Origin of the sequence: Candidatus Chlorohelix allophototropha, from assembly GCF_030389965.1 — a bacterium.
GTDB classification, from domain to species: Bacteria; Chloroflexota; Chloroflexia; order Chloroheliales; family Chloroheliaceae; genus Chlorohelix; species Chlorohelix allophototropha.
In genome coordinates, this window is sequence record NZ_CP128400.1 from 1,192,703 (window position 1) to 1,218,750 (window position 26,048).

At 45.4% G+C, this 26,048-nt stretch carries 20 protein-coding genes and 1 tRNA gene; 10 read left to right on the forward strand and 11 right to left on the reverse strand.

Annotation, left to right across the window (positions count from 1 at the left end; genetic code table 11):
• Positions 1-30: 30 nt before the first annotated feature.
• From OZ401_RS17755 to OZ401_RS17770, 4 genes are all read right to left on the reverse strand, one after another.
• Complete coding sequence (locus tag OZ401_RS17755) at positions 31-1,785, reverse strand: sensor histidine kinase (RefSeq protein ID WP_341471790.1); 1,755 nt, start codon at positions 1,783-1,785, stop codon at positions 31-33.
• A gap of 88 nt (positions 1,786-1,873) precedes the next feature.
• Complete coding sequence (locus tag OZ401_RS17760; protein WP_341471791.1) at positions 1,874-2,668, reverse strand: response regulator transcription factor; 795 nt, start codon at positions 2,666-2,668, stop codon at positions 1,874-1,876.
• 12 nt (positions 2,669-2,680) lie between these two features.
• Positions 2,681-4,282 (reverse strand): glutamine-hydrolyzing GMP synthase, encoded by a 1,602-nt coding sequence (gene guaA / locus OZ401_RS17765; protein ID WP_341471792.1) that lies wholly within the window; start codon positions 4,280-4,282, stop codon positions 2,681-2,683.
• Between the two features lie 49 nt (positions 4,283-4,331).
• Positions 4,332-4,826 (reverse strand): RusA family crossover junction endodeoxyribonuclease, encoded by a 495-nt coding sequence (locus OZ401_RS17770; RefSeq protein ID WP_341471793.1) that lies wholly within the window; start codon positions 4,824-4,826, stop codon positions 4,332-4,334.
• A 696-nt stretch (positions 4,827-5,522) separates the two neighbouring features.
• Here OZ401_RS17770 and OZ401_RS17775 point away from each other — a divergent pair.
• The 5 genes from OZ401_RS17775 to OZ401_RS17795 all read left to right on the forward strand — a co-directional run bounded on the left by OZ401_RS17775 (position 5,523) and on the right by OZ401_RS17795 (position 11,722).
• Positions 5,523-7,355 (forward strand): peptide ABC transporter substrate-binding protein, encoded by a 1,833-nt coding sequence (locus OZ401_RS17775; protein WP_341471794.1) that lies wholly within the window; start codon positions 5,523-5,525, stop codon positions 7,353-7,355.
• 229 nt (positions 7,356-7,584) lie between these two features.
• Positions 7,585-8,532: an ABC transporter permease gene (locus tag OZ401_RS17780; protein ID WP_341471795.1), complete on the forward strand. Its 948-nt coding sequence runs from the start codon at positions 7,585-7,587 to the stop codon at positions 8,530-8,532.
• On the forward strand, positions 8,533-9,516 hold the full coding sequence (locus OZ401_RS17785; protein ID WP_341471796.1) for an ABC transporter permease: 984 nt from the start codon (positions 8,533-8,535) through the stop codon (positions 9,514-9,516).
• 16 nt (positions 9,517-9,532) lie between these two features.
• Positions 9,533-10,558: an ABC transporter ATP-binding protein gene (locus OZ401_RS17790; protein ID WP_341471797.1), complete on the forward strand. Its 1,026-nt coding sequence runs from the start codon at positions 9,533-9,535 to the stop codon at positions 10,556-10,558.
• A gap of 111 nt (positions 10,559-10,669) precedes the next feature.
• Positions 10,670-11,722, forward strand: a complete 1,053-nt coding sequence (locus OZ401_RS17795; RefSeq protein WP_341471798.1) for an ABC transporter ATP-binding protein — start codon at positions 10,670-10,672, stop codon at positions 11,720-11,722.
• Positions 11,723-11,769: 47 nt separating this feature from the next.
• On the opposite strand, the gene cobT is transcribed toward OZ401_RS17795, so the two are convergent.
• A complete protein-coding gene (cobT, locus tag OZ401_RS17800) occupies positions 11,770-12,936 on the reverse strand; it encodes a nicotinate mononucleotide-dependent phosphoribosyltransferase CobT (protein ID WP_341471799.1) in 1,167 nt (388 codons plus the stop codon).
• Positions 12,937-13,162: 226 nt separating this feature from the next.
• On the opposite strand from cobT, the gene OZ401_RS17805 reads away from it, so the two are divergent.
• Positions 13,163-14,518, forward strand: coding sequence for a helix-turn-helix domain-containing protein (locus OZ401_RS17805; RefSeq protein ID WP_341471800.1), 1,356 nt, complete (start codon positions 13,163-13,165; stop codon positions 14,516-14,518).
• 34 nt (positions 14,519-14,552) lie between these two features.
• On the opposite strand, the gene OZ401_RS17810 is transcribed toward OZ401_RS17805, so the two are convergent.
• From OZ401_RS17810 to OZ401_RS17825, 4 genes are all read right to left on the reverse strand, one after another.
• On the reverse strand, positions 14,553-14,756 hold the full coding sequence (locus tag OZ401_RS17810) for a hypothetical protein (RefSeq protein ID WP_341471801.1): 204 nt from the start codon (positions 14,754-14,756) through the stop codon (positions 14,553-14,555).
• Between the two features lie 502 nt (positions 14,757-15,258).
• Positions 15,259-16,338, reverse strand: a complete 1,080-nt coding sequence (locus OZ401_RS17815) for a P-loop NTPase (protein ID WP_341471802.1) — start codon at positions 16,336-16,338, stop codon at positions 15,259-15,261.
• Between the two features lie 37 nt (positions 16,339-16,375).
• Positions 16,376-19,330 carry an exonuclease domain-containing protein gene (locus OZ401_RS17820; RefSeq protein WP_341471803.1) on the reverse strand — a complete coding sequence of 985 codons (2,955 nt, stop codon included), beginning with the start codon at positions 19,328-19,330 and terminating at the stop codon, positions 16,376-16,378.
• Positions 19,331-19,334: 4 nt separating this feature from the next.
• Positions 19,335-20,150 carry an HAD family hydrolase gene (locus tag OZ401_RS17825; RefSeq protein WP_341471804.1) on the reverse strand — a complete coding sequence of 272 codons (816 nt, stop codon included), beginning with the start codon at positions 20,148-20,150 and terminating at the stop codon, positions 19,335-19,337.
• Between the two features lie 235 nt (positions 20,151-20,385).
• Here OZ401_RS17825 and hppD point away from each other — a divergent pair, with 235 nt between their 5' ends.
• Together hppD and OZ401_RS17835 are read left to right on the forward strand one after the other, a co-directional pair.
• Positions 20,386-21,537 (forward strand): 4-hydroxyphenylpyruvate dioxygenase, encoded by a 1,152-nt coding sequence (gene hppD, locus OZ401_RS17830; RefSeq protein WP_341471805.1) that lies wholly within the window; start codon positions 20,386-20,388, stop codon positions 21,535-21,537.
• Between the two features lie 24 nt (positions 21,538-21,561).
• Positions 21,562-22,071, forward strand: coding sequence for a VOC family protein (locus OZ401_RS17835; RefSeq protein ID WP_341471806.1), 510 nt, complete (start codon positions 21,562-21,564; stop codon positions 22,069-22,071).
• Positions 22,072-22,132: 61 nt separating this feature from the next.
• Here the strand turns inward: OZ401_RS17835 and OZ401_RS17840 are convergent, their stop codons facing one another.
• Positions 22,133-23,584 carry a peptidase MA family metallohydrolase gene (locus OZ401_RS17840; protein ID WP_341471807.1) on the reverse strand — a complete coding sequence of 484 codons (1,452 nt, stop codon included), beginning with the start codon at positions 23,582-23,584 and terminating at the stop codon, positions 22,133-22,135.
• Positions 23,585-23,587: 3 nt separating this feature from the next.
• Entirely contained in the window at positions 23,588-24,343 is a 756-nt protein-coding gene (locus OZ401_RS17845) for a SpoIIE family protein phosphatase (protein WP_341471809.1), read from the reverse strand.
• 54 nt (positions 24,344-24,397) lie between these two features.
• Between OZ401_RS17845 and OZ401_RS17850 the strand changes: the two genes are divergently transcribed.
• Together OZ401_RS17850 and OZ401_RS17855 are read left to right on the forward strand one after the other, a co-directional pair.
• Positions 24,398-24,470, forward strand: a tRNA-Ile gene (locus OZ401_RS17850).
• Positions 24,471-24,555: 85 nt separating this feature from the next.
• The gene (locus OZ401_RS17855; protein ID WP_341471810.1) at positions 24,556-26,001 is read left to right on the forward strand and encodes a phosphodiester glycosidase family protein; all 1,446 of its coding nucleotides are present in this window, start codon (positions 24,556-24,558) and stop codon (positions 25,999-26,001) included.
• The last annotated feature ends 47 nt before the right edge of the window (positions 26,002-26,048 follow it).

Consider the following 26,048-nt stretch of genomic DNA (forward strand, 5'->3'; position numbering starts at 1 on the left):
AACGACGTGTAAGAAAACTGGAGACGTTTGTCAACTTTTGCCAACTAATCTCTTAGCGAGACTTAAAAAGCGTCGGCGCAAAAAAGGCTTAGGCACGTGATTGGTATAAGTCTTCGAGTCAAACTTTTCAACATTAGATGTACCGGGTTGGTAATCCGGAACTACCGTTTGCATTATATAATCGGGTGGCACAAATATCAATGAGAGAGTTTTCCTAAGTAATGGGTCTTCGTTTAGTGCTTCGAATAAAGCCCCGCTTACTTTTTTCCCATTATTTAAATCCACCAACATGAAAGAGGGGCGGTATCTACGTGCTAACGCCAGTGCATCATATTCCATAGTTGCACGATATACTTTAGTAAAGCCTGCATCTCGTAACAACTTGTCAAGGTTTCGAAGATTTGAACTAACTTGGCTAACCAATAAGATAGTCTCGGTAGCTCGATAGGATTCAGCTAAAACCTCCGGTACTTCAGTGCCGATAATTTGCAAAATATATTCGAGAGTGGCGCTATCTGAAGCAGGATAGGGTAGTACGGCAACTGCTCCTTCTGCCAACACCATCATTTCCAATTCCGAAAGCGACACCTGTAATAACGGCACACTTCCAATTACCGGATTTTTATTCTCAGAAATTATGGCATTTCCATCTGCAAGGATTAAATCAGGAATCCAAGCAGGCATAGGAGACGATATTACCGAGTAATCTTCTGTTACAACCACCTGAAATCCACTATCCGACAGCACCTCTTCCGCAAATTTAGCAAACATAGGGTTTTGGGTTATTACCAGTACGGCGTGCTGTACCTCGATATTTCCGGTAAGTTCTGTAACTTTGTGTGGTTGTGGTGTAATCAGGAGCGGCAATGTTATAGTGAAGGTATTGGTTCCGGCAGGGTTGGGTACAACACTAACATTACCGTCGTGCATTTCGGCGATTGCCTTTACAAGCGCTAAACTTAATCCGGGGCTACCTGTTTCTCTCCATGCTGGATTTTCGGATTGCCAGAATTTAGTGAAAAGAGCGGGAATCTCATGTTGGTTGATAGGAGGACTTTGATCAGTAATGCTGATTATAGCCTGCATATCGGCTTCATCCGCTTGAACACTAAACTTTACTGTACCTCCATTGGGGGTATAGCGCGTCGAGTTGCTAAGCAATACTTTGATAGCTTGAATCAATCTGTCCGGGTCAACGTTAACTTCCAGAACCCCGTGTCGGGTTAAAGCTACAGGTAATTCAATCACAAAATTAATAGATTTTGCTTCAAACTGCGCTTTGGTAGCTTCAATTGCTTGTTCTGCAATCTCACGTAGGCTACGAGGACCGGGGTTAAAGCTTAATCGTCCCGATTCGAGACGCGAAACATCCAGCAAATCGCTTATTATACGAGCGAGTTTTTCATTATTCGCACCTACCACGCATAAAAATTCATTTTGTAATTCGGTCAGGTCTCCGGCTTCACCTTCTAATAATAAATCCACATAACCTTTGATAGAGGTGAGGGGGCTGCGAAGTTCATGGGCTACATTTGAAATGAATTCAGCCCGTTCTTTTTCACTTACGTGGCTATTGCTTAAACGTTCTCTCAATTGCTCATTCTGAAGATGTAATGACCGCAGTTCTGCCTCATATTCGGCAAGTCGCTGCCTCAGCAAAATCACCTCAGACTCAAGCGAAATGTCCGCACCTTTTTTTGAATTATTCGAGGAGCGATTAGGCGTGGTAGAAGTATCTGAACTCGCCTTTGATCGGTCACGGTTGTAAGCATCAGAGATGCTCATACTTTTTCATCTCTCTTTTTGTGAAGGCAGTTTATGTGCTTTGAACATAACTGTGATTGTAATGGATTTTGAGGTATTGAGATTTTGGTTAGGGAAGCGCTAATGCATCATTTTCGCTCTCTGAAATCCCCTCTTTTTTTTCGTCGCTACCCTCTTCTTTTATTTCGGTTTCATTTTCCTGATTGTTACTGAAGGTTTTGAAACGATACCCAACCCCTCGTTCGGTAAGTATATAGCTAGGCTTACCGGGATCTGGTTCTATTTTCTCACGGAGGCGGCGGATATGTACTCGCAAGCCTTCTACATAGACTTCTTCATCGGAACTCCATACTCTCGCCAGTAGTGAGTCGGTAGTTAGAACCTGCCCGGCATGCCGTATGAGCATATGTAATAACTTCGATTCGGTTGGGGTAAGTTCTTGTTTGTTGCCGCGCACTTCTGCCCAATGTTGTCCAAAATTGATTTTGAGTTCTTGGTCAACCACTACTTCGGCTGAAGAGCTGGTGGATTGTACATCTCCGAAGCGCCGCAAAACCCGGCGTACCCGCGCTGCAAGTTCACGCGCGTTGAAGGGCTTGGTAATATAGTCTTCAGCGTAAGAATTGATACCTTCTACAATAGTATCTTCGGAGTCAACTCCGGTGAGCATTATTACCGGGATTATGGCATATTGCTGCAACCTGCGGCAAACTTCAAAGCCGTGAATATCCGGCAAATTGAGATCGACAATTGCAAGGCTAGGCAATTCTTTGGTTATTTTAGTCAGGGCTTGCTGTCCGGTAATAGCGGTGCTTACGTCAAGATTTTCAGCTTCCAGCGCGCTCCGTACCAGTTTAAGGATATTTGGGTCATCATCCACCACTAATATGGTAGGTCTGTTCATGCTAATATCCCCCTATTCCCATTCGATGGTGGCAGGCGGTTTACTGGTAATGTCATACACTACTCTGTTTACGCCCTTTACTTCATTGACTATGCGATTACTGATACGCGCCAGTAATTCATGCGGCAAACGCGCCCAATCGGCTGTCATACCATCGCGGCTACTGACAGCGCGCACTGCCAGTACATTATTATAAGTTCGCCCATCTCCCATAACGCCGACGCTTTGCAAGGGGGTCAGAACGGCAAAGTATTGCCAAACTGCCCCTTCACCATCCAGCCCTGCATTCACAATTTCTTCGCGTACAATTGCATCCGCTGCTCTTAAAATAACCAAGCGGTTTTCATCGACTGCACCGATTACCCGCACTGCTAAACCGGGTCCGGGGAAAGGTTGCCGCCAAACTATCTCTCGTGACAATCCCAGTTCCAGCCCAACTTGGCGCACCTCATCTTTGAAGAGATAACGCAGCGGTTCAATCAGTTTGAATTGCATGTCCGGGGGTAAGCCTCCCACATTATGGTGGGTTTTGATGCGACTGGCATTTTTGGTTTCGGGCGTAGCGCTTTCGATTACATCGGGATAAAGCGTGCCTTGTACCAGCCAATCAACCGGTCCGATTTTACGGGCTTCTTCTTCAAAGATACGAATAAATTCGTTGCCGATGATCTTACGTTTTTCTTCCGGGTCTTCTACACCTGCCAACCGCTCAAGAAAACGAGCGGAAGCATCTACATAGTCTAGCTTCAAGCCCATTTTATTGCCAAAAGTGTTGAGGACACTCTCCGGTTCGCCCTGCCTTAATAAGCCATTATTCACGAAAATACAGGTAAGGCGATCTCCCAACGCTTTGGATATGAGGGTGGCTGCAACTGCCGAATCGACTCCTCCGCTAAGCGCACAAATTGCTTTCCCTTCAGGTCCGACCGTTTCCTGAATACGGCTAATAGCAGTTTGGATGAATGAGTCGGGAGTCCAGTTTCCTGAACAATGGCAAATCTGAAACAGGAAATGCTGAATAATTTCTGCGCCATGAGCTGTGTGGTTTACTTCAGGATGAAACTGCAACCCGATTGCAAGTGCGCCCGTAGCAGGCAGCGTGCCAAGCATTGCCGCAACAGGGCTGTTTTCCGTATGGGCAATGATCTCAAAATTAGGTGGCGCTGCCTCAATATGATCGCCATGACTCATCCAAACGCTAAGAGGACTAGGTAAGCCCGCGAATATGAGGTTGCGCTGATCGATTTGTACATCAGCTTGTCCGTATTCGCGAAGTTCGGCAGGTTGCACATTGCCGCCGAGGGCACGTGCCAATAATCCCATACCGTAGCAGATACCCAGTACGGGTACACCATAATCTAGGATGTAGCTGGCGAGTTGGGGCGATCCCTCTTCGTAAACGCTGGCAGGTCCACCACTCAAAATGAACCCGCGTGGGTTAAGGGCATCGATTTGCTCTTTGGGGGCATCGGCAGGCAGAATTTCACAATAGACATGTGCTTCACGTATCCGGCGCGCAATAAGTCGGGTAAATTGAGAGCCGAAATCAAAGATGATAATGGACTCATTCGCTGGCGCGGTATAAGACCTGCTGGTTGGTACTGTGCCGGACATCGGGGCTATTCTCCTTTAGTTGACCATTTTGTGATGGCTTAGTTCTTAGTCAGTTTCCAACTTTCTTAACTTGCGCCGGGTTATCTTCCAACAACACATATTGTTCGTCGAAGACCCAGTCGTTTACTCCTTCAAGGAAAACTTCAACACGAGGGTCGAGAGGGTCAATCCGCTTTTGAAGGTGTATTTCGACTACCCGGTTATCGTTAAGATGTAAAGCCTCACATAGCGCATCAAGGGCAATTTTTAAACCGCCATCCAAATCCCGACGGTGGGGGGAAGGAAAGAAGAATTGCATAAATACCGATAAATAATTTTGCGTAAAAGCTGTAAGCATCTCGTCGGTGAGAACTTCTTCCTCTTCCATTTGTTCGACTCGTCGTTCGACCTGCCGTTTCCATTTTCGGGCGGTTTCTGTCAGAGTACGCTTCCCTTCAACCGTTGCATACTGAACATTAATACTTGGAGGTAGAGGCAAAGTTATTTCAAGAGTCGGTAATTTGTTTCCTCTGGTGTTACCCGACTCCTTACTCTTTTTAATCATGACATAATTATATTAAAGAAATACTTTTTTGTCACTAATAAATCAACTCAAATTAATAGCACTTCAAGTTAAGCATTTATTCTAAAAATAATGGCATTAGCGGGTGCTTTCTAAAATATCCAATCCTCTTTAGCTTAGTTTTATTATTTCACTCTTGTTTTTGAACAGAAAATACATTCTGGCTTGCAAACTGTATAGCTTTTTGCTATTATAGCGACATGTTGTATTGAGGTTGCGGTGAGCCTACATCGCATTTATAATCTCTCCCTATGCACATAAAATGTCCCGGCTGCTGAGGAAGTTACAAGGGTTGACCACACTCATATTCATAAGATTCTATTTTGCAATACCTGGTAATTTTACAAAGCAACAGGACTCGCATCGTATTGGTGCGAATGGGTATAAGCTTTCTGTTTTCAATACGAAAAAAACCAATCCTGATCTTAGTTCATTTGCCAAACAATTTGCTTGAGCATATGGCAAGATTGCCATTTAAATTAGAGCTTTCGCTTGGAACAGTAAAAATGTACCTAGAGACAAGGGGCTTAAGTCCTTTGCCTGAAGCGAAAGTCCTAAAGGTAACTGGCTTTAACTAGGATATTCCGTTGTAAAATCGGAGTCGGCTATTAACCTTTCGAATTAGCGTGACCTTAACCAAATATCATAATTGGTTACCCTATCTCAGGAGGAGAATGAATGATACTTAAGAAGAAATTGCATCTTTTAGTGGTGGGCATTTTCATTGCTGCGCTGGTATCGGCTTGCGGTGATAACACTGCAACTCCCGTGCCTGCTACCACTACCGCTGCTGCCACTACCGCCGCTGCTACCACTGCATCGGCAGCTACCACCGCTGCGGCAGCTACTACTGCGTCGGCAGCCACTACTGCGGCAGCTACCACTGCGGCAGCTACTACCGCTGCGGCTGCGGCTAGCGGTACTTTCCGCGACCGCTGGGCTAGCGAACCCAAAACCCTTGACCCCGGTTTAATCACCGATGAAATCAGTATTCGCTACGGTCAGAACATTTTCCAAGGTTTGGTTGAATTTGATAATAACCTTCAGGTAGTTCCGGCGGCGGCTGAAGCCCTGCCCACCGTTTCGGCGGACGGCAAGACTTATACCTACAAGCTGAAAAAGGGTCTCAAGTGGAGCAACGGCGATGCGTTGACCATGAAGGACTTTGTGTACGGTTGGAACCGGGTCGCTCAGTTGGGCGTATTGGCTCAGTACGCTTTCATTTTCTCCTTGATTGATGGCTTTGATGCGGTCAGTACTGAGAAGGATGATGCCAAGCGCCAGGCGGCTACCGTTTCCGGTATCAAACTGGTAGATGATTATACTGCCACTATTACGCTCACCGATGCTGCTTCTTACTTCTTGACCGAGAACGCATTATGGGCTTACTGGCCCGTAAACCAGAAAGCAGTAGAGAGCAATGGTAATAAGTTTGATGATAAAAACACATGGTCACTTGATGCTTCCAAGATTGTTACAAACGGACCTTTTATTATTACTGACTGGAAGCACGATGTCAGTATGGCTTTCGCCCCGAACCCTAATTATGTGGGTGATAACAAGCCAAAAATCAGCAAGGTAACTGTGGACATTATTAAAGAAGATGCCACCGCCAAACTGAAGTTTGATAACGGCGAACTCGATGACACTATTGTGCCGGTATCCGATATCCAGGCAACCAAGAAAGATGCGAAGTACAAGGATTCGTACCACGAATTCCCGCAGGCTCGTATTAGCTGGTTGGCTTTCAATATGAGTGGTGACAACGTTTTTGCCAAGAACCTGAAGTTGCGCCAAGCTTTCTCCTATGCGATTGACCGCCAGTTAATCACTGACGGCGCTTTGCAGGGTTCGGCTCTGCCTTCTACTATCTTGCTGCCAGCCGGTATTCCGGGCGCTAAACAACTTGATAGCTATGCTTTTAGCGCAGACAAAGCCAAGCAGACGCTTAAGGATGCTGGCTATGACACCGCTGACAAGGTGAAAGCGCTTGAAGATACCATCAACGGTTACGGTGGCGGCAAGAGCGGCGGTATTGCTTTCAATAATGACTCCAGTGCTGCCAAAGCTTGGATGGAAAATGTCCAGCAGCAGATTAAGACCAATCTGGGTCTGAGTCTCAACCTGAACCCGGTAGCAACCTTCAAGGAATTCCTAGAACGCCGCGACACCAACCATGAGTTCCAGGGAATCTATCGCGGTAGCTGGGGTGCTGACTACCCGGACGCTCAGAATTTCTACACCGCACTGTTCCAGTCCAAGTCGGGTACCAACCAGAGCCAGTACAAGAGTGCTGCGTTCGATGCTTTGGTATTAAAGGCTGATTTGGGTAAGACTCCGGCGGAACGGGCTGAGTTCTATCAGCAGGCAGAAGCTCTGCTTCAAGCAGATGCAGCTTACATACCGAATTTTTCCGGTATTGTTGTACGCTTGATCAATCCTAAGCTTCAGGGCTATGGTTACAATGCGCAAAGCCCTTACCAGTGGAAGTATATGACTATCAAGCCATAATTTCTAAACTGGTGAATTTTGAAGCGCCGATCTGCTTTAGATCGGCGCTTCTTAAATTAAGATTATAGGGATTGCAACTATAAACAGGTTTTATCTGGCTATAGAAAAACAAGGGGCTTACGCCCTTTATCTGTTTATCTGAAATCGGTTTTATGTTGCAAATTAGAGGGAATCCTGCTAAATTTGTTCACACTAACTTGCAAATAAATCCTTTGTCCGGAAGAAATACATGATTAAATATTTTATTCGCCGCATTCTCTGGATAATCCCGGTCTTTTTGGGGGTAACACTCATTACCTCTACCTTTATGCACTTGTTACCGGGAAACCCCTTTACCAGCGACAAATTGTCCGCTGATGCCCAGCACCGAATCCTTGCTGCGTACGGTCTTGATAAACCAATCTGGGAACAATACCTAATTTATGTATTCAACTTTGTGCGTGGGGACTGGGGTGTAAGTCTATCGCTCCAAATGGGTCGCCCAATTAGTACAATTATCGCGGAGCATATAGGCTTTAGCCTACAGGTAGCCGTGATTGCTATCTCCACTGTAATTGTAATCGGTGTACCCTTCGGTATTATTGCCGCTCTGAACCATAACAAATGGCTGGATTATGTGGCTACCGGGGTATCCCTTTTCTTCTACTCTATTCCTTCTTTTGTTCTCGGTATCCTGACCCTAATCCTGATTCTGTGGTCGAATAATACTTTCGGTTGGACTACGAAATTGACCAATACAAACCCGACTTTTATTGATTTGTTGATTCCGGGTATTGTACTTGGTATTCGCCCTGCCAGCATCGTCACTCGCCTTACTCGCTCAAGTATGCTTGAAGTATTGGGACAGGATTATATTCGCACTGCCGGGGCAAAAGGTTTGAGTCGTGGAATGATAATTACCCGTCACGCGCTCAAAAATGCCCTTATTCCGATTGTAACGGTACTGGGTGACGAGTTCGGGGGGTTGGCGGTGGGTAGTGTAACCATTGAAACAGTGTTTGCCATTCCCGGCATCGGCGCTTATCTAGTTTCCAGTATTGAAGCCCGTGACTATGCAATGATTTTGATTACCACTTCGCTATATGCAATGATTGTAGTAGTGATAAATCTAGTAGTAGATTTACTTTACGGGTTTATCGACCCTCGCATTAAATATACTACGAGGAAGGTGGGATAGATGGCAGAAGTACACACGCCAAAAGGCACAGTGGTTGAAGAACAACCCAATCTAGATGCGGCAGCCATCGCCGCTCAAACGCTGGGAGCGCCCAAAAGCGCGAAACCTTCCAGCCTGTGGCGAGATGCCCGTCGCCGCTTCATAAAAAACAAACTGGCGATTGCCGGGATTGTGATAATGCTGATAATTGTTATCCCGGTGATCGGGGCAGATGTTTTCCAGCGCTATGATCCCACCATTTCGCAATACAATCGTGCACCGGGCGCTCCAAGATTGTTTGACCAGAACTATCAAGCTCCCTCAGAAAAATTTTGGTTCGGTACTGATGGGCAAGATCGGGACCTGTGGGCGCGTATGCTGCATGGTGGGCGCGTCTCGTTACTCGTTGGTGTTTTTGTTCAGGTTATGGTACTTACTCTCGGTGTACCTTTAGGTTTGATATCGGGCTTTTTCGGCGGGAAAATTGACACATTTATAATGTTTATAGTCAACATATTTTATGCCTTTCCCTCTATTCTTGCCGGTTTGCTTTTCTTGTCCGCCTTTGGCAGTAGTATCATCTGGGTGTTGATAGCAGTAGGTATTGGGCTTTGGCCCCCGATGGCGCGCCTTATTCGTGGTCAGGTGTTGAGCTTGCGCGAAAAAGAATTTGTAGAAGCCGCTCGTGCTATTGGTGTGAAAAATTCAAAGCTGATGTTCCGGCACATCTTCCCCAATACGCTCGGTCCAATAATCGTGTCGGTGAGCTTTGGCGTACCGCAAGCAATCCAGATAGAAGCTTTCTACGGTTTCATCGGCATCAGCGTGCCACCTCCGGCTACTAGCTGGGGTCAACTCGTAAATGAAGGTTTCAGGGCATTTCAGTCCAACCCTATTACCATTTTGTTAATTCCGGCGATGGCAATTGCCTTAACCTGTATGTCGCTGAACTTTATCGGCGACGGTTTGCGCGATGCCTTTGACCCCAAGACTAAGAACAAATAAAGCAGGAGTAGTTTGGATGGCTCAACCTCTTCTCGAAGTTAAAAACCTAAAAGTTAACTTTAAAACCGATGATGGCATGGTTAAAGCCGTCAATGATGTATCCTTTTACTTAAACGAGGGCGAAACACTGGGTATTGTAGGCGAGAGCGGTTCCGGTAAGTCGGTAACCAGCCTTGCAATTATGCGCCTATTGCCTAGTCCTCCTTCTCGTATTGATCCTACCAGTCAGCTTATTTTTCGAGGTCGTGATCTGCTCAAGCTCAAAGAGGATGAAATGCGGAAGGTGCGTGGCAGGGAAATTGCCATGATTTTCCAAGACCCTATGACCAGCCTCAACCCGGTGCTTACCATCGGCAAGCAGATTACCGAAAGTCTTAAGCTTCATTTGAAAATGACCGATATTCAGGCTAAAAACCGTGCCGTTGAGTTGCTTAAATTGGTAGGTATTCCTTCCGCCGATAAACGCCTAGGCGATTATCCCCATCAGTTTTCCGGCGGTATGCGTCAGCGGGTGATGATTGCTATGGCGATTAGCTGTGACCCAAAATTACTGATAGCGGATGAGCCGACCACTGCTTTGGATGTGACTATTCAGGCGCAAATCCTTGAATTGTTAAAGAAACTTCGCAATGAGCTTGGTAGTTCGATTATACTGATTACCCACGACCTCGGTGTTGTGGCGGGTATGTGCGATCGGATTCAGGTGATGTATGCCGGACGCATCGTTGAAACTGCTAAAGCAAAGCCACTCTATGTGAATCCGCGCCATCCCTATACTATCGGGTTACTTAATTCTATCCCTCGCTTGGATGAGCATCGTGCCGCCCGATTGGTACCGATTATAGGGTTGCCGCCCGATATGATCACTATGCCGCCCGGTTGTTCTTTTGAACCACGCTGTGCCTACCGCAATAGCGCGGTGTGCCAGAGCAAAACTCCCGAATTGCGCGAAGTGGAAGCCGAGCATAATTCGGCTTGTTTGTTCGATATAACTAAAGAATCTCCTACCACCGTTAATCTAGCTGAAAAGGTGATTGCATAAATTATTTAGGCGATCTCAAGAGCGATATTTCCTGTAAATAACTAGAAATAGTACAGATTCCCCGCATGGGGCTTATAATTTTGAGATTCAGCCACTGGAGAAATAGCAGGAATGACAATAGGAACGCAACAGTCCGGATCATCTTCCGGGTCGATAAAAGCCGAGGATAATCTGGTTGAAGTCACCAATTTGGAAATGCACTTTCCCATTTCGGAAGGTATTATTTTCCAGCGTCGTGTGGGTACCGTCAAAGCGGTGGACGGAATTTCTTTTAATGTGAAGAAGGGTGAAACGCTTGGTCTAGTGGGAGAATCTGGTTGTGGCAAAAGCACTACCGGGCGGGCAATTCTTCAACTTTATCGCCCTACCGCTGGTTCGGTTAAGTATAAGGGACTTGAACTGACCGAGCTAAAAGGCGAGACTTTGCGCAAGATGCGTAAGCAAATGCAAATCATCTTCCAAGACCCCTATGCCTCTCTTAATCCGCGTATGACGGTTGGTAGTATCGTAGGTGAGCCACTCGAAGTTCACAATCTTGCCAAAGGTAAGGAAAAGCTTGAAAGGGTGCGCGAGCTTTTGCGTATAGTAGGCTTGAACCCGAACTATGTGAATCGTTATCCGCACGAGTTTAGCGGTGGTCAGCGACAGCGTATCGGTATTGCCCGCGCTTTGGCAGTTCAGCCTGATTTTATCGTGGCAGACGAACCTATTTCCGCATTGGACGTATCAATTCAAGCGCAGGTTATCAACTTGCTGGAAGATTTGCAAGCCCAGTTTGGCTTAACCTATCTTTTCATTGCCCACGACCTTTCGGTAGTGCGCCATATTAGCGATCGTATTGCAGTTATGTATTTGGGCAAGGTAGTGGAATTGGCAGACCGAAACAAGCTTTACAGTGAGCCGATGCATCCATATACGAAAGCCTTGCTATCGGCTGTTCCTGTGCCTGATCCGATAATAGAAGAAAAGCGCAAGCGTATTATTCTTGAAGGTGATGTGCCTAGTCCGATCAATCCACCTAGCGGTTGTCATTTCCGTACTCGCTGTCCGTTAGCGCAGGAGATCTGCAAGACAGAACCTCCCTTTGTGGAGAAACGCCCCAACCATTTAGTGGCATGCCATTTTGCAGAGAAAGCCCTCGAAACGTTGCCACAGCCTGACTAATAAAGAAATTACTTTCCCCCTTCAATAACCAGAAGGGGGATTTTTTATTAAAGACATAGCTGTTCGTAGGAACGCTCAATGTAAGGAAGAAATTCATCTGGGTCAAGGTTCTTTGTTAGCATTGCCGCTAACGCTGCTGCGCCTGCTCCGACCCCTTCCTTAACAAATCCAAGCTCGTATTGACGCATTCCGGGATATTTAGATTGGCTGAAGTCAAGGTTTGCGGACATATAGCAGACCGGAAATGGTCCAAATTTCGTTTCGATCGCTGCGCCTAGCCCGGATAAATCGGCGGTTGCATCTTCACTGACCCACCGGGTTGTAACCAGTGCAATATTTTCAGGCTTAATTCGAGTTCTATCAACCTCTCCATTTTTTACTAGAGCCGCCGCCAGCGCCACTACTGCCGCCATCTGAGTACCTCCGCCCAACATTACCGGACAATGTATAGATGCGCCCATTGCCATACCTGCTACTGCCGGTTGCATTGTATCCCCTAAAGCGGCAACACCTGCCAGTGGTGTTTTGGCAAAAGCGCCCTTTTCTTTACCTAACGCTTGGAATCCTTGTTTAACGGCTTCCAGCTTCAAATGGTGTGCATTGCCTGGCATCGAACTGCTCACCAGTTCTTCAGCATTAATTCCCAACGCCAGTAACAAACCGAGGGCGGTGGTAGTTCCTCCCGGTATAGTTTCCGCTATGATCAGATAATGTCCACTATTAGCACACTCGCTGCCGAGTTTTACCCCTAGTTTCCAGCCGGAATAAAATAACTTTTGCGCTTGTGCCTCGTTTTCCAACGCTTGACCGCTGGAAACTGCCTTAGCCTGTGAAGCGCCTTCTAACTTAACAATTGATTTTACGGCTGGCATTATTTTTAAACCAACATCAATAGGAAGATAAGTCATTTCCGGTATCAGTTTGAAAGCTGCATGGGTTATGATAGAGGGTCCAGGCGCACCGGACGGGTTAGACGGTACTCCTTCCTGTAAGCAAACTGCTTTACCAAGTGCCAGAATCTCTACATCTGCGGTAGCAGTCAGTTCCCGTAATTCTGAGGTTATACCAGCGCCACTAACTCCCGGAATTTGTACAGTCGCGGTGTAAGCAGCAACTAATGAAAAATAGGGAGTTAACCCGTTAATGCTGTTAAGGAAGTCGTTAATGATTTCTAAATGATATACACCTATTAATTTTTTATTAATATTCACCATGATTTACCTGAATTTTATCCTTACTATAGTATGTTATTTTTAATACAAATTAAATTGGTGTGTTATAACTTTTGATTTCCTATTGTTAGGATTGGAACATAAATAAATCAACTAGTCTTCTATTCGGTTGATATTCGTTATTTTGGCATAATTGCACTTAAACAATTGCAATGCCAACTTGTTAGTATCCTAATAGCACATTATTATAACCTATAAGAGAGTAAATATGCCTAGAAGTAATCACAAAAACAAAATCTTCAATAGTAATGGCTTATCAGTAGGGTTACGAATTAAAGAAGCCCGACGTACTCTCCAAATGACACAGGAAGACCTGAGTAAAGATATTCTTTCCAAAAGTTATGTATCTGCCGTAGAATTGGGTAAGATGCAGCCTTCTATCAAGGCGTTGGGTTTATTGGCAGAACGTTTGGGTTTGCCCGTTTCGTTTTTCCTTGATACAAATCATACAGTGAAAAATAAGGCTACGGCTGATCTTCAATTTGCTCGCTTACGGTTTATTCTTTCTAACCCTCTTACAATATGTGATGAGAGTTACGCAATTATTATAAATGACTTGAAAAGGGAAGAATTAAAGGATACTGAGAAAGCGGAACTACTTTATCTTGAGGGGCGGTTTTTACTTTCTCATAACCAGTTGGTAGCAGCTACTAAATGTTTTGAGGAATCGCTAGAATTTTGGGAAAAAATAGGCGAAACCGAATGGGTCGCACGTTTGCTATTTAATCAAGCGCTGCTTTTTATCCAGCAGAATAACTGGCATTCTTCACTTGCTTGTCTCGAAAAAGCCAGAAATATCGGTAAAATTAGCTCGCCTGAGTTGAGATTGAGAATCTTAACATTGCTTATGCGCGTTTATTATCTTCTGGCTGATAAAGAGAATGTCCAGAAGCTACTTGGGGAATGCCTTGAATTAGCCTCTAATATCAATAGCGTAGAAGATTTAAGGCAATATTATTTGCAGGAAGCCTGCAATCTTGAAGAGTGTGGCGAGATTAATAAAGCGGTTGAACTTCTGGAGAAAGGTCATGCTTTGATCAACAGTTTGACTACCGGCTATGCAATTCGTAGCTCTTTATACGAAGTGAGCAGAGAATATCTGCGCCAAGGACAAACTGAAGAAGCATTAACTATTTATCAACGGGTGATAGGCTCAATTGCAAATTTCATGCCTGACCCAATGCCGCTGTTAGCGCTTAACGATATTGCACGCCTGAACTTTGAGTCGGGAAATGATCAAAAAGCGTTGGAAGTAATTAGTATGGCGAACGCATTAATTCCAGATGGTCGCTTTATGCATGAAGAAGGACGGTTATTTGTTACTGCTGGCTCAATCTATGAGAAAGCGGGAGACCGGAAACAAGCAGATACTTTCTTTGAACAGGGCTTGAACTTATTGGAAAAAAGTTCCAGATTTACCGAATTGGCTGAAGCTTACTATACTTACGGGAAATTATTGGTGGAAAGAGGCGACTCAAACAACGGTATGAAATACCTGTCTCTGGCTTTTAACACCCGCAACAAGGCAAATCGCTATCAATTTCTAGAAAAATATGAGCTTTGAGAATTTAACTCAAAGCTCATTCGGTTCAGTTTAATTATATTTCAGGAACTTTGAGTTCGTCGTATGTAGCTTTGTTGATAAACTTAGTTAGTTTTACACTATCTCCTTTGTGAGTAACTTCGGCTACAGCAGCGTAACGGATACGCCCCTCACCTTCCCCACTGTTAAACTTGCGTTTTTTTATGTCGTTGTCAGGCACATTAATTTTTTCGCGGTGCTTTACGCTGTAGAACTCCATCGTATTCTACCTCCGATTTGTAAATGGCGAGTCGCATGTAAGGTTGACTCACGCCATTAATAAAAAAACTAACTCACAAAAACTGAACCAAACAAAGTGAAATGTTCATCTCACTGTGCCTGATTTTTATGTTAGCAAACAGGTTTGAACTTGTCAAGAATTCTGAAGGTCAGGAAATGACAAAATTGCTGCATCTTATTATGCAAATAATCTTAGTAGGTTTTAATAATTGTTTTTAGGGGCTTATTAAGATATAAAACTTCTGCGCTTGTCTGGTTCTATGCTTGTGTTGTAGGCTTACTCGGAGGCTGCTTCCAAGTCGGCAAGTGTAATGCTATTAGGCGCTGGTTTGCGGGTTGGCAAGGCGTACTCAATCGGAAATCACATGATTGTATGTAAAGGTAAAGTTAGTAAAGCTATACTAGAACTGCTGTACAATCTTTCTTGGAGTGTTTGGTACTTTGGGCGAAAGAAGAAGCGGTAGATTAATAATCCGTGGCGCTCAATCTTTGGCAGGTTCGGTTGTATCCCGAATTACCAATGTACGTTTCTTCATTTGCGGTTCGGCATATTTCAGAAAGTTTTGCACCAGTTCGTCTGTTTCAATTGAGCGATACTCTTCCACTCGCCCCTCATCAATCAACAAGCGCGCCTGCGGGTCTAGCGGCAACCGTCCCAAAAGCGGGGCATTTGCCGAAGTTGCCAGTTCCTCCCCTTGCGATGTCCCGAATAACTCCAGCTTTTTATCGCTGCCGGGCATTACAAACCAACTCATATTTTCGGCTACACCCAAAATGGGGGTATGCATTTTATCAGCCATACGTATGGCTTTGCGAACAATACTGTTGGCAAGCAATTGTGGTGAGCTTACCAGAATTATGCCTTTTACATCCAGTGATTGCATTACGGTCAGAGGCGCGTCACTAGTACCGGGGGGTAAATCCACTAAGAGGTAATCGAGTTCTCCCCAGAGCGTATTATTGTAAAAATTATCTCGGATCATGCGGGTAATCAACGGTCCACGCCAAATAACTGCCTCATCTTCATCTGCTACAAAGAAAAGGCTGGACATAATTTTGATACCTTGAGAGCTAATCACTGGAATAATTTTGCCGTTATCCTGTAAAGCTGGTCTTGCCAGAATACCAAAAGTGCGCGGAATGCTTGGGCCCGTTACATCAGCATCGAGTATCCCCACTTTTTTGCCCATTCGGTTCAGCCCAACCGCCAGCATGCTGGTGACATAGGATTTCCCCACGCCCCCCTTACCGCTCACTATTGCGACAACATTTTTTATCAGACCGGTAGTTTCAAATTCGCTGCCGGGTGTGCTAGGCATCAAGCCGCCTGCTTCGATTTCGGGAAAAGCAGCAGGGTTTTCCAGCACCAAATTTAAATCAGCCAACAATGGTTCGAGCTTTATTTTGTGAGCGCGCGCACCCTTTTCAACTGTATCCAGCCCGGCAATGTGGCAAGTAGCGCATCCCAACCCGTGTTTGGCAAAAACCCGGATTGTGTCGGGATACTCCGTTACCACTGTTTTAATAGTCATGTCAGACTGGATTTTTTGAAATTCTGCCATCTAGCTATAATACCTCGAAGAACATGTAATAAGTTTCTTAGGATAATTCCAGCCAATTTCTCAATTCTGGCACCAAATGCGTCAGTGTATCATGTTTGGTACGCAGCGCCGGAAGCGAGTTTAGGAAAGTCGGACCATATGCGCGACGAGTCAAGCGACTATCTAAAACCACTACTACCCCACGTCCCGGCATTGCCTCTAGTAGTCGTTCGTAGGCTTGTTTGAACCTCAGAATGGTACGCGGCAAACTGTATTGCAGAAATGGGTCATTATATTGCCTGCTTTCGATACGGGCAGCAAATACAGGGTCACTGGGCGGGTCGAAAGGTAACTTTGTAATGGCGAGTACCGAGAAAGATAATGCGCTGTTTTCTTCATCGTTAAAAAGCTCTGGGTTATCCCAATGTCCCAATGTGCTGAGCAGAAGGGCATGGGGCGTGTTTTTGAAACGATTAAGCACGCTGCGGCGAGTACCGTCTAGTCCCATACCCAGCACCAGAATATTCTGCTGTTCCAGCGGGCGTTGTACAGCTTTATAGGTCATTCGCAACGAGCTATTGGAAGTGAACAATGCCAGCATGCGCCCCTCACACCCTTTTACCATGTCGATGATATGCTGGTCGATTGATTTCTGGTAACCCGGTTGTGAAGGCTCAGGCATATCGTTGGGTAGATAGAGCAGGGTGGTAGCCGCATAATCACGCTCAGGATGTAATCTCAGTTCTTTTGCTTCATGCAAGCCTAATCGATTTCTCAAGAACTTGAAATCCCCATCGGTGGTCATGGTTGGGGAAGCCAGCACCACACTTTTTTTATGGTTGAAGAGCATATGCCGCAAACCCGAATCGACCTGTAACGGTGCGCTAAAAATCCCGACCAGTTGGGTACGCGGATGCAAAGCCATCCAATGAACCTGAGCATTGTCAGAACCGTCAAAGGCGGGAGAAAGACGGTTGAGAAGATAGTTTGCCTGATTGATGTAATAATTCAAATCTAGCATCATTTCTTCGGTATTGAGCAGCGCCCCTTTGAAATTATGCGCTTCGTCGCGCAAATCGCGCAAATGATAATATAGCTCTTCCCAATCCTGTTTGAACACTTCCCACGTTCCGGCAATGCTGCCCCATTCTGGGCTGCTGTAGAATTTGCCATCTAAGCGGATACGCCCATCCCCTTGCCCCGAATCCTGATTAATTTGGTTAACCAACTCGGTTAGGTCTCGAAGCAAATTGTCGGTAGAGCTACGGCAAATCTCGATATGGGAAATTGCAGCGGAAAGTTTGCTATTTATGGGTTCTTTGATTTCTGTACTGGTATCATCACCAAAGTAACGGAAGAAAGTGGATAGGAAACCGCTACTTCCTCCTTCGGTTTTCCAGGTTACAGGACGGTATATCCAATCTAGGAAATCGAATAGCGTATTGGGGGTGATGGCTGAACCGAATTGGCGACCTGCCTCATCTTCAAGGTGATGCGCGTCGTCAATGAGGGTGTAATCAAAATGAGGCAACGTTCCTGCTTGCCCTGCTGCATCGGCAAGCACCAACGCTTGATCGGTTACGATGATGTGCGAGGCTTCTGCCCGGTCGCGCGCCTTGAAATAAAAGCACTGGTGGCGCTGATTATACTGACAGTGTGAGGCAAGGCAAAGCCCCTTCTGGGTGTTTATGCGCGACCACAACCTTTCCTGTTGCATTATGCGCAATTCCGCGCCGTCGCCGTTTGTCGTATTAGGCAACCACAAAAGCACTTTGATTAGCAACTTTAACTCATCTGAGGTCAGCCCTTCCATATTGCGGAAGTTTTCCCAACGGCGCAAGCATATATAGGAGTTTTGATGTTTGACGGTGTTGGCAATAAAAGTTGGTTTTTCTTCACTCCGCCGTCGCCGCTTTTCTTTAGTAGCAATGAAATTGTCATCCGGTGTTTCCTGCGTTGCCAGAAGTTTTTGCAATTCCGGAATCGCTTTGTTGAGCATACGATCTCGTTGGGTTTCGCTATTGGCAGCGATAACCACGCTTTGACCGCTCTGGACGGCTACTTCTATTGCCGGCGCTAATAAGCCCATGGCGCGGGTATGGTCATTTCCGGGCATCTCAAGGAGCATGTGCTGGTTTGAATCGAGTATAGCGCGTATCGGCAAACTGGCGCTGGCAACTCGCTCGTTTAATTCCGAATAGGGAAATTTAAAATCTGGACGTGGCTGGAGCGGTTGCGGCTTGTCCTCTGAAACCAGAAAGATTAAATCATTATCGCTACCTTGCTTTTCAGAAAGTTGTTGCTTGAGCAAAGCGCCGAGGCTGCCTAACCCGCCACTATTGCGTTCTTGCCGCGCCAGAATTTCTGAAGCTTCCTCAAAAAGACGGCGTAGGGGCCACTCTTGCAAATTTGAGGCAATCCGATTTACCTCATTTATTACTTTACGGGGGAGTTCTTCCAACTTACCTAGCAACGCTGCAAAAACATTCATTGCCATGTAAGTATCGGCAAGGGCGCGATGCGCTTCACCGTTAGCCTGAATTTCCAGCGCATTGGCAACTGCTACCAAGCTGTAATTGCCCATTTGTGGCAGAATCAGGGTAGCCAATTCGTAGGTATCTAAGGGAATATTCGAGACTCGAAATTCTTGGCGTGACAGAAAAGCGAAATCACTCTCGATGGAATGCCCAACTAATGGGAAATTGCCCAGAAATTGTTGTAATTTGTCTCGGATTTCACTAAAGGTAGGGGCGTGCTCTACATCCGTTTGACGTATGCCCGTCAAGTGGGAGATTTTGTAAGGGATGGGGTTGCGCGGGCGTACCAGCGTTTGCCAGCGTTCCAAAACCCGTGCTACACTACCTTCCTCCAAACGGAAGCGTATAGCCGCAACCTCGATTATTTCGCCCTGATCAGCTTCGCCACCCCCGGTACTTTCGATATCCAGCGCCACATACACACGCGCAGGGTGATTATCGCGGTAGCCCTGTTTTTTGTTTCTGTCCACACTCATTCTTTTACTCCGCGTCCGCTTGCTTATTTCCAAAACCGGGGGCTACCACGGAAACTCCGTGTTCCAGATACTTCCACATACTATCTAGGTTTTCAATTTTGATTTTGTTCGCTTGATTGTTCGGGTCACCGGGTGGCGCAAAGCGAAGCGCCTGTCCTTGCCGTTCCAACCAAAGCGCCGCCATACCTACTGACCACGCGCCTAGAATATCCGCCGTATAGCTGTCTCCAATATGTATCGCTTTGTCAGGGGTGACATCCAAATTATGCAATGCTATTTCAAAGAATTCTCGGCGAGGTTTGGCGTAACCCACTCGCGCAGAAGCGCCTATATACTTGAAGTATCGGGCAATACCTAAATGTTCCAGCAATTCCGGCAAGTGCCAACTCCAATTGCTGATAATTCCCATCCGGTAGCCTGTTTCTTCTAGACGTTGTAATGTTTCCATTACATCCGGGTAGAGCATATATGTTTCGGGATTCTCGAAGGCTTCAATAATTTGCCAGAACAGTTCTTCGTGAATATCTGGGTGTATATTGAGTTTATCCATTACCCGCTGCTCTACAGCCCTTTGCCATAGCCTATTACCTTCAAGGCTACGCTCAAACTCAGCATGTGGGTCTTGTTTGGCGACAATATCCCAGCTATATGAAACCGCTTCTTCTACTTCGCCGATAGGTAAATCATACCCGGCTCGTTGAAAAACTTGGTGGTAGACTTTTGTGAATGAGGGGGTCACGCCCACCAGTGTAGAACCTATATCAAAGAAAACCACATCGTAGCGTTGGGAACCAACTTTAAATTCAGGAGTTAAAGACAATGAGGAAGAAATCCAATCTAGGTCAAGCGACAGTAGCGCCCAACAGATTCATCCACAATAGCATTTGTACAATCTTAGTACCTTTCTAATGTTCAATATATCCCAAAGCCCCCTCTTAGTCAATTGATTTTTAGAAAAGTATTGACAGAAATATTTAACAATGCTACAAATGAAGATACAAAATGTTACCACTATTTGGTAGTAACAGTTATTGATTGCAAAGGAGCTTTCAATTATGGGAAAGTTATTAAGAACCGATAATAGCAGCGCCTTGTCTGCTAGAAACGACGAATTTTTTCCGATACAAAGCATAGATTACGTTGAATTCTACGTTGGCAACGCTAAACAAGCCGCTTACTACTATCAAACCGCTTTTGGTTTTACTCCTGTTGCGTTTTGTGGGTTGGAAACAGGGGTACGTGACTGTACCAGTTATGTGTTGCGTCAAGGTAATATCACTTTTGTTTTGACCTCTGCGCTTGCACCTGATAGCCCGATAGCCGAGCATGTGCGTTTGCATGGCGATGGCGTGAAAGATATCTGTTTCAGAGTACCGGATGTTGATTATGCCTACCACATAGTTACCAAACATGGGGCAAAGGCTACTGCCGCGCCTGTTACTCTTGAGGATGAATTCGGTTCTGTACGTAAAGTCTCAATTGAAGTTTACGGCGATACCACCCATACTTTCCTTACCCGTACCGATTATATCGGCGCTTTCATGCCCGGTTTTCACAGCTTACCACATGCTCCCGAAAGTCTTAAACCCACCCATGGTACCGGACTTGCCGCACTTGATCATATTGTGGCTAATGTTGATTGGAACCAAATGGATAAAACCGTTGAGTTTTATAGTGAGGTGCTAGGATTTCACCAATTGGTTCACTATGATGATAAAGACATCTCCACCGAATATAGCGCTTTGATGAGCAAGGTAATGACCAACAACAGTGGCTTGATTAAATTGCCAATTAATGAACCGGCGCGAGGACTCAAAAAATCTCAAATCGAGGAATACCTTGATTATTATCATGGTCCGGGCGTGCAACATCTGGCGCTTATAACCGGAAATATACTCAATACCGTGAGTGAGTTGCGCAAACGAGGCGTGGAATTCATTACTGTGCCTGAGTCTTATTATGCTGAACTCGAAGAAAGGGTAGGGAACATCAAAGAGCCTCTAGAAGAGGTCAAGCGACTTGGCTTGTTGGTTGATCGGGATGATTCAGGCTATTTGCTTCAGATTTTTACCCGACCTTTGCAAGATCGCCCCACCTTCTTTATTGAAATTATCCAGCGACATCATGCCCGTAGTTTCGGTAAGGGTAATTTCAAGGCATTATTCGAAGCTATTGAACGTGATCAAGCGCTTAGAGGCAATCTTTAAGCCGTTAGAAAGGAGCAAGTTAGTATGAAAACTCCTCGTATGATTCATCATGCCGCTTATATGACTTGGAATATGCCCGAAACTATCAAGTTCTATACCGAGGTACTCAAGTTTAAACTGGTCGAGCATTTTGAGGAAGAGCGGTTGCCGAGCACCGGCGACCCGTTCCCCTATTTTCATGCTTTTTTTGAATTGCCGGATGGCAGTGTAATTGCTTTTTTTGAGGTTCCCAGCTTGCCAAACCCTGAGCCGCGTGGGGCAATAGACAAACTATTCGTGCATCTCGCTTTTGTAGTGGACAGCCTCGAAGATTTATATACGGCGAAGGCTGAATTGGAAAAATGCGGGCACTCGGTTGTAGGCATAACTGACCATAGTGCTTTTAAGTCCATCTACTTCTATGACCCGAATGGGCTTCGGCTTGAATTTGCCTGCCAAGTACGTGCCTTGACCGAAGAGGATTCCCACCGAGCGTATCAGGCTGCCGCAGAATGGGCTATCAAGCGCGAGAAAATTCTGATGGCAAAGGCATAAACAGAGGATAGGTTAAATACTTCGAGCAGCTTGGCAGAAATGCTAAGCTGCTCTTTTGTTATTAGTGAGTAAGATAATCATCAGAATAGTATTCGGGTGGTGGTGGCGATTTTACTGATCGAATTTGTCTATAATACTTAGATTGAAAAGGTGGCAATGTTATATCGAAAAAATTGTTATCTTTTGCAGATTCCAATGCTCTTTGTCGGTCGGCTTTGCGGCGGGCGTGTCTTGTTGTATAAAAGATCAAGAAAAATAGAATCACCAGCGTCAATACCCCACCGCCAAAAAACATTTCCCAGCGCAGCCCGCTAACCGTAACACTGTTTATTTTATCACTGGAAAGAAAAGCACTGACCTTGCCGCTAAGTAGAGGAGTAGGTAATGTTATGGGTTTACCGATAATATTGTTATGCCACTGTTGCTCAATCTCGGAAAAGGATACTCCATAGGTTGCTTTGAAAGCATCGTTGAAGGCTTTAGTACGCAACTGATCTAGCAGGTTGATGAATGCAGCATCTCCCAACTTATTTATTAAAAAGGTAATGAAGCTTACACTTTGCGCATAAGCCAGTTCTGCCAGTTTTGAATCAACCGGAAATCCGTGTGTTATTGAATCGAATCCTAAAAGGGTATTGTTCTGTACTGCATCTTTAACTATTTTTAGATAATTCGGATTTTGGGTATTCTGGTTGAATACCGCAAAGCCCTCATCGAACCAGTGTGGTACGCTTTTGCGTACAAACTGATAAAGCGCCATATGAGCCATTTCATGAGGTATGCCATAGCCGATATATTGGCTGGCGTTGCTATCCAGTGCTGCAATTAGCAGCACCTCCCCCGTTTCAGGATATGCAACCCCACCTGCCCATGCTGGTATTCGCCCATCCACCGCTTCAAAGAAATCACTATCGCTGGCGTAAATCGAAATGTAGATATGATCTGAGATAATCATATTGAAACGCTTTTCATTAGTAGCCAGTGAATCGGTGGCAACATTATACATTAGGTTCCCATAGCTGTTATCACCCGAATACCAGCGAATAGTGACGTTTTTCCCTTCAAGTTGGTTCCAAGTTTTAGTATCTTGGTAAACAACAATGTTTTGGTTAGAAATGGCGTGCGCCCCATTATCGAGGGTTAAATCCCAGCTATATAATAGGGGTATACCGGTGGGCATATTGGTACTATTATGCAGGACAGTATAATCTGCATTAACCTGCGTTCCGGTTTGTATATCAACCGAATAAGTGCGCTCGGTTCCTTGTCGCCCAAACCTTACCTTTAACTCAAGTTTGTCAGATAAAGCGTTGGATACCTGTGCTTTAAGGTTGAATTTAACACCCACTTTGTAACGTGCTTGGGCGGATGTATCGGTAAATTCTACCACCGGAGTTTTTACTTGCGCCAGTGCGGGCGGCGCTGTAAATAGAATCAGGACATTGTAAAGCACTAAAATAGTGATGGCGAAAACAAAAGGATAGCTTTTGTGAGGATATATTAATGATTTCAACTCTTAGCTCCCGATAACAGGCAAATAAGGAATATTCATGGAAATGCGTCGGGGAATTGAGTCGCCATCTTCACCAGACCCATTCTTGACCGCCATCACCACTACACTCATATCATCCGCAGGTCTTCGCTGGTCATAACTTATTGCCAATTCAAGTAAGGCATCAGCGCAGCTTTGAGCATTTGCATCTTCCTGAGAGATTAGGTTGGTAATTACGGTTGGTAGGTCAATTGATTTATTATAACGCGATCCTGCCCCAGTAATCCCATCGGTGAAAGCGAAAGCCCACCAACCGGGTTCGAGCGGGTACTCATATATATGGGGGCGAGTACGTGGATAAATTCCAATAGGGGTGACTTCTAGTTTCAATGTTACTAATTCTGACGCGGTTTTTTCGGACGGGCGGACTACATAGGCTGGTATGGGGTTGTTACAGGTTATAACCATTGTATTGGTGGCGAAATCGGCTGATAGTATATTTAAGGTGGCTGAGACTTGCCCATATCGTAACGAATATAGGTAATCGCTGGCGGCTCGCGCCGCAACGCCATCTCGTGCCCCATCCTTGATTAAGGAAAGACATTTTCCCGCCACAAGGTTGCTTATAGCTTTAGCCGCGCGACCGCTGCCCTGCCCGTCTACCAGAATAGCGGTAAAACCGCCCGCCATTCCCGGTTTTTCAACAATTTCAAGGGTATCTCCGCTCTCGCGGCTGGCATATTTATTCACTTTAGCCGTAGCTATTTGTACTTCCAGCATAAGTTGAAAACTGTCTTCAAATCGGCTATAATCCGTATACTTTTTGAGATGTAGGGGCCCATAGCGCAGCGGTTAGCGCAATCGACTCATAATCGACAGGTCGCAGGTTCGAATCCTGCTGGGCCCATCTTCCTTCTTTCTCAATCTACCACACTGTTGTGGTCAAATTATAGCATAATTCCCGTTGTATAAATAGAAGGAAAAATCAATAGGTGAAGCTTTTCAAGGCTTTAGTAAAGCTTAAAGTTTGGTTTGCTTTTGTGTTATCGGTGGTTGTTTTAGGAATAGTGGTTTCGATAATTTTATCACAGCCTAGCAATAAAATCGAAACCGTTATTATTAATACATCCTTACCAACTGCAACTTCAACGCTTGAGTCAACTATTGAAGTACTTACTGCTACGCCTACTGCTACCGCTACTCCAAAGCCAACGCCTAGTCCAACTCCATTGCCTACTGTTACCCCATTGCCTTTTTCTAACCGTTTTTATTATAAACCCAAAGATGTAGTAAGCCAAATAAGACCCGGTGTAGTTTATATCAGACGCGAACTTACCTCACCGGGACCACTGAAAATAAATATAATGCTATTCGATTTGACTGCGCCCGAATTTGACTTGCGTGTGGTTATGAAGAACGGTTACCTCAGCGGAGTTGCGCCAACCAGTAAACTGCTAAAGGAATTTAATGGTTTAGCGGCGGTAAACGGTGATTTGTTCAGCGGTCAGGGGTTGCCTCAAGGTTTGGTGATTTCAGATGGCAAAGTAGCGATGGCTCCGAAATATCGGGCTACTTTTGGCTGGACAAAAGATCGGCAGCCCTTTATTGGCTATTTTACCCAGGATTGGACATGGCCCTCCACAGTTTCTACTGCTAAAGGCGAAAAACATAGCCTTCAGCTGCTTAATACCTCGTGTAGTGGTGGGCGAGGCGAAGATTTGCTATGTATCTACAATGAAATGGCGCGGACAGTATCAGGGCGCAGCGGCGATTTAAAGGTGATGGTTTCACCAAACAATATGGTTATAGATATTGACGATACCGGCAAGGATTGGAAAATCACCGAAGGTTACAATGTGCTCTTGGCACGTCAGGGGACAGATTCTTGGCGTTGGCTCAAACAAAATGCTGTAAAATATGAGCCACTTTACATAATGATTAATACAAATTATAATCTGGGACTTTTCCAACAAGCGGTGAGTGGCGGTCCTATCTTCTTAAAAGATGGCGACTTTGTTCAGGACTGTCTGTGCAATCTGACAGATTGCAGCCAAGTAACTCAAAAGCAATATCAAGGTGCGCGCTGTGAAGAGTTTGACCTTGAATGGAAAATGAGCCACTATCTAACCACTCGCATGCCTCGCACGGGTATTGGTTATAACGATAAGAAAACCCTGCTAGTGGTGGCACAATCTGATGGCTATCAGCCCGGCTTCAGTATTGGTATGACTCAGAAGGAATTTGCCGACCTGTTTCTTGAGTTTGGCGCGACTACTGCTATGGAATTGGATGGTGGTGGTAGCAGTACAATGGCATTGGATGGTAAGTTGGTAAGTCGTCCCAGTGACGGAAGCGGTTTGGTGGAACGTCAGGTTCCAAACGCCGTAGTATTTTACTGGAAAGATCCACCGCTTCCTCGAAATATCGGAAGCCGCTAGAGAAATTTGAAACCCCGTTACTTTGAACCTAGTAAGTGGTCTCATAA

Coding starts and splice junctions, on each gene's coding strand:
- OZ401_RS17835 (WP_341471806.1), top strand. CDS start 21,562: ATGAAAACTCCTCGTATGATTCATCATGCCGCTTATATGACTTGGAAT.
- guaA (WP_341471792.1), bottom strand. CDS start 4,282: ATGTCCGGCACAGTACCAACCAGCAGGTCTTATACCGCGCCAGCGAAT.
- OZ401_RS17755 (WP_341471790.1), bottom strand. CDS start 1,785: ATGAGCATCTCTGATGCTTACAACCGTGACCGATCAAAGGCGAGTTCA.
- OZ401_RS17785 (WP_341471796.1), top strand. CDS start 8,533: ATGGCAGAAGTACACACGCCAAAAGGCACAGTGGTTGAAGAACAACCC.
- cobT (WP_341471799.1), bottom strand. CDS start 12,936: ATGGTGAATATTAATAAAAAATTAATAGGTGTATATCATTTAGAAATC.
- OZ401_RS17815 (WP_341471802.1), bottom strand. CDS start 16,338: ATGGCAGAATTTCAAAAAATCCAGTCTGACATGACTATTAAAACAGTG.
- OZ401_RS17845 (WP_341471809.1), bottom strand. CDS start 24,343: ATGCTGGAAGTACAAATAGCTACGGCTAAAGTGAATAAATATGCCAGC.
- OZ401_RS17780 (WP_341471795.1), top strand. CDS start 7,585: ATGATTAAATATTTTATTCGCCGCATTCTCTGGATAATCCCGGTCTTT.
- OZ401_RS17805 (WP_341471800.1), top strand. CDS start 13,163: ATGCCTAGAAGTAATCACAAAAACAAAATCTTCAATAGTAATGGCTTA.
- OZ401_RS17775 (WP_341471794.1), top strand. CDS start 5,523: ATGATACTTAAGAAGAAATTGCATCTTTTAGTGGTGGGCATTTTCATT.
- OZ401_RS17810 (WP_341471801.1), bottom strand. CDS start 14,756: ATGGAGTTCTACAGCGTAAAGCACCGCGAAAAAATTAATGTGCCTGAC.
- OZ401_RS17820 (WP_341471803.1), bottom strand. CDS start 19,330: ATGAGTGTGGACAGAAACAAAAAACAGGGCTACCGCGATAATCACCCT.
- OZ401_RS17790 (WP_341471797.1), top strand. CDS start 9,533: ATGGCTCAACCTCTTCTCGAAGTTAAAAACCTAAAAGTTAACTTTAAA.
- OZ401_RS17770 (WP_341471793.1), bottom strand. CDS start 4,826: ATGATTAAAAAGAGTAAGGAGTCGGGTAACACCAGAGGAAACAAATTA.
- hppD (WP_341471805.1), top strand. CDS start 20,386: ATGGGAAAGTTATTAAGAACCGATAATAGCAGCGCCTTGTCTGCTAGA.
- OZ401_RS17795 (WP_341471798.1), top strand. CDS start 10,670: ATGACAATAGGAACGCAACAGTCCGGATCATCTTCCGGGTCGATAAAA.
- OZ401_RS17760 (WP_341471791.1), bottom strand. CDS start 2,668: ATGAACAGACCTACCATATTAGTGGTGGATGATGACCCAAATATCCTT.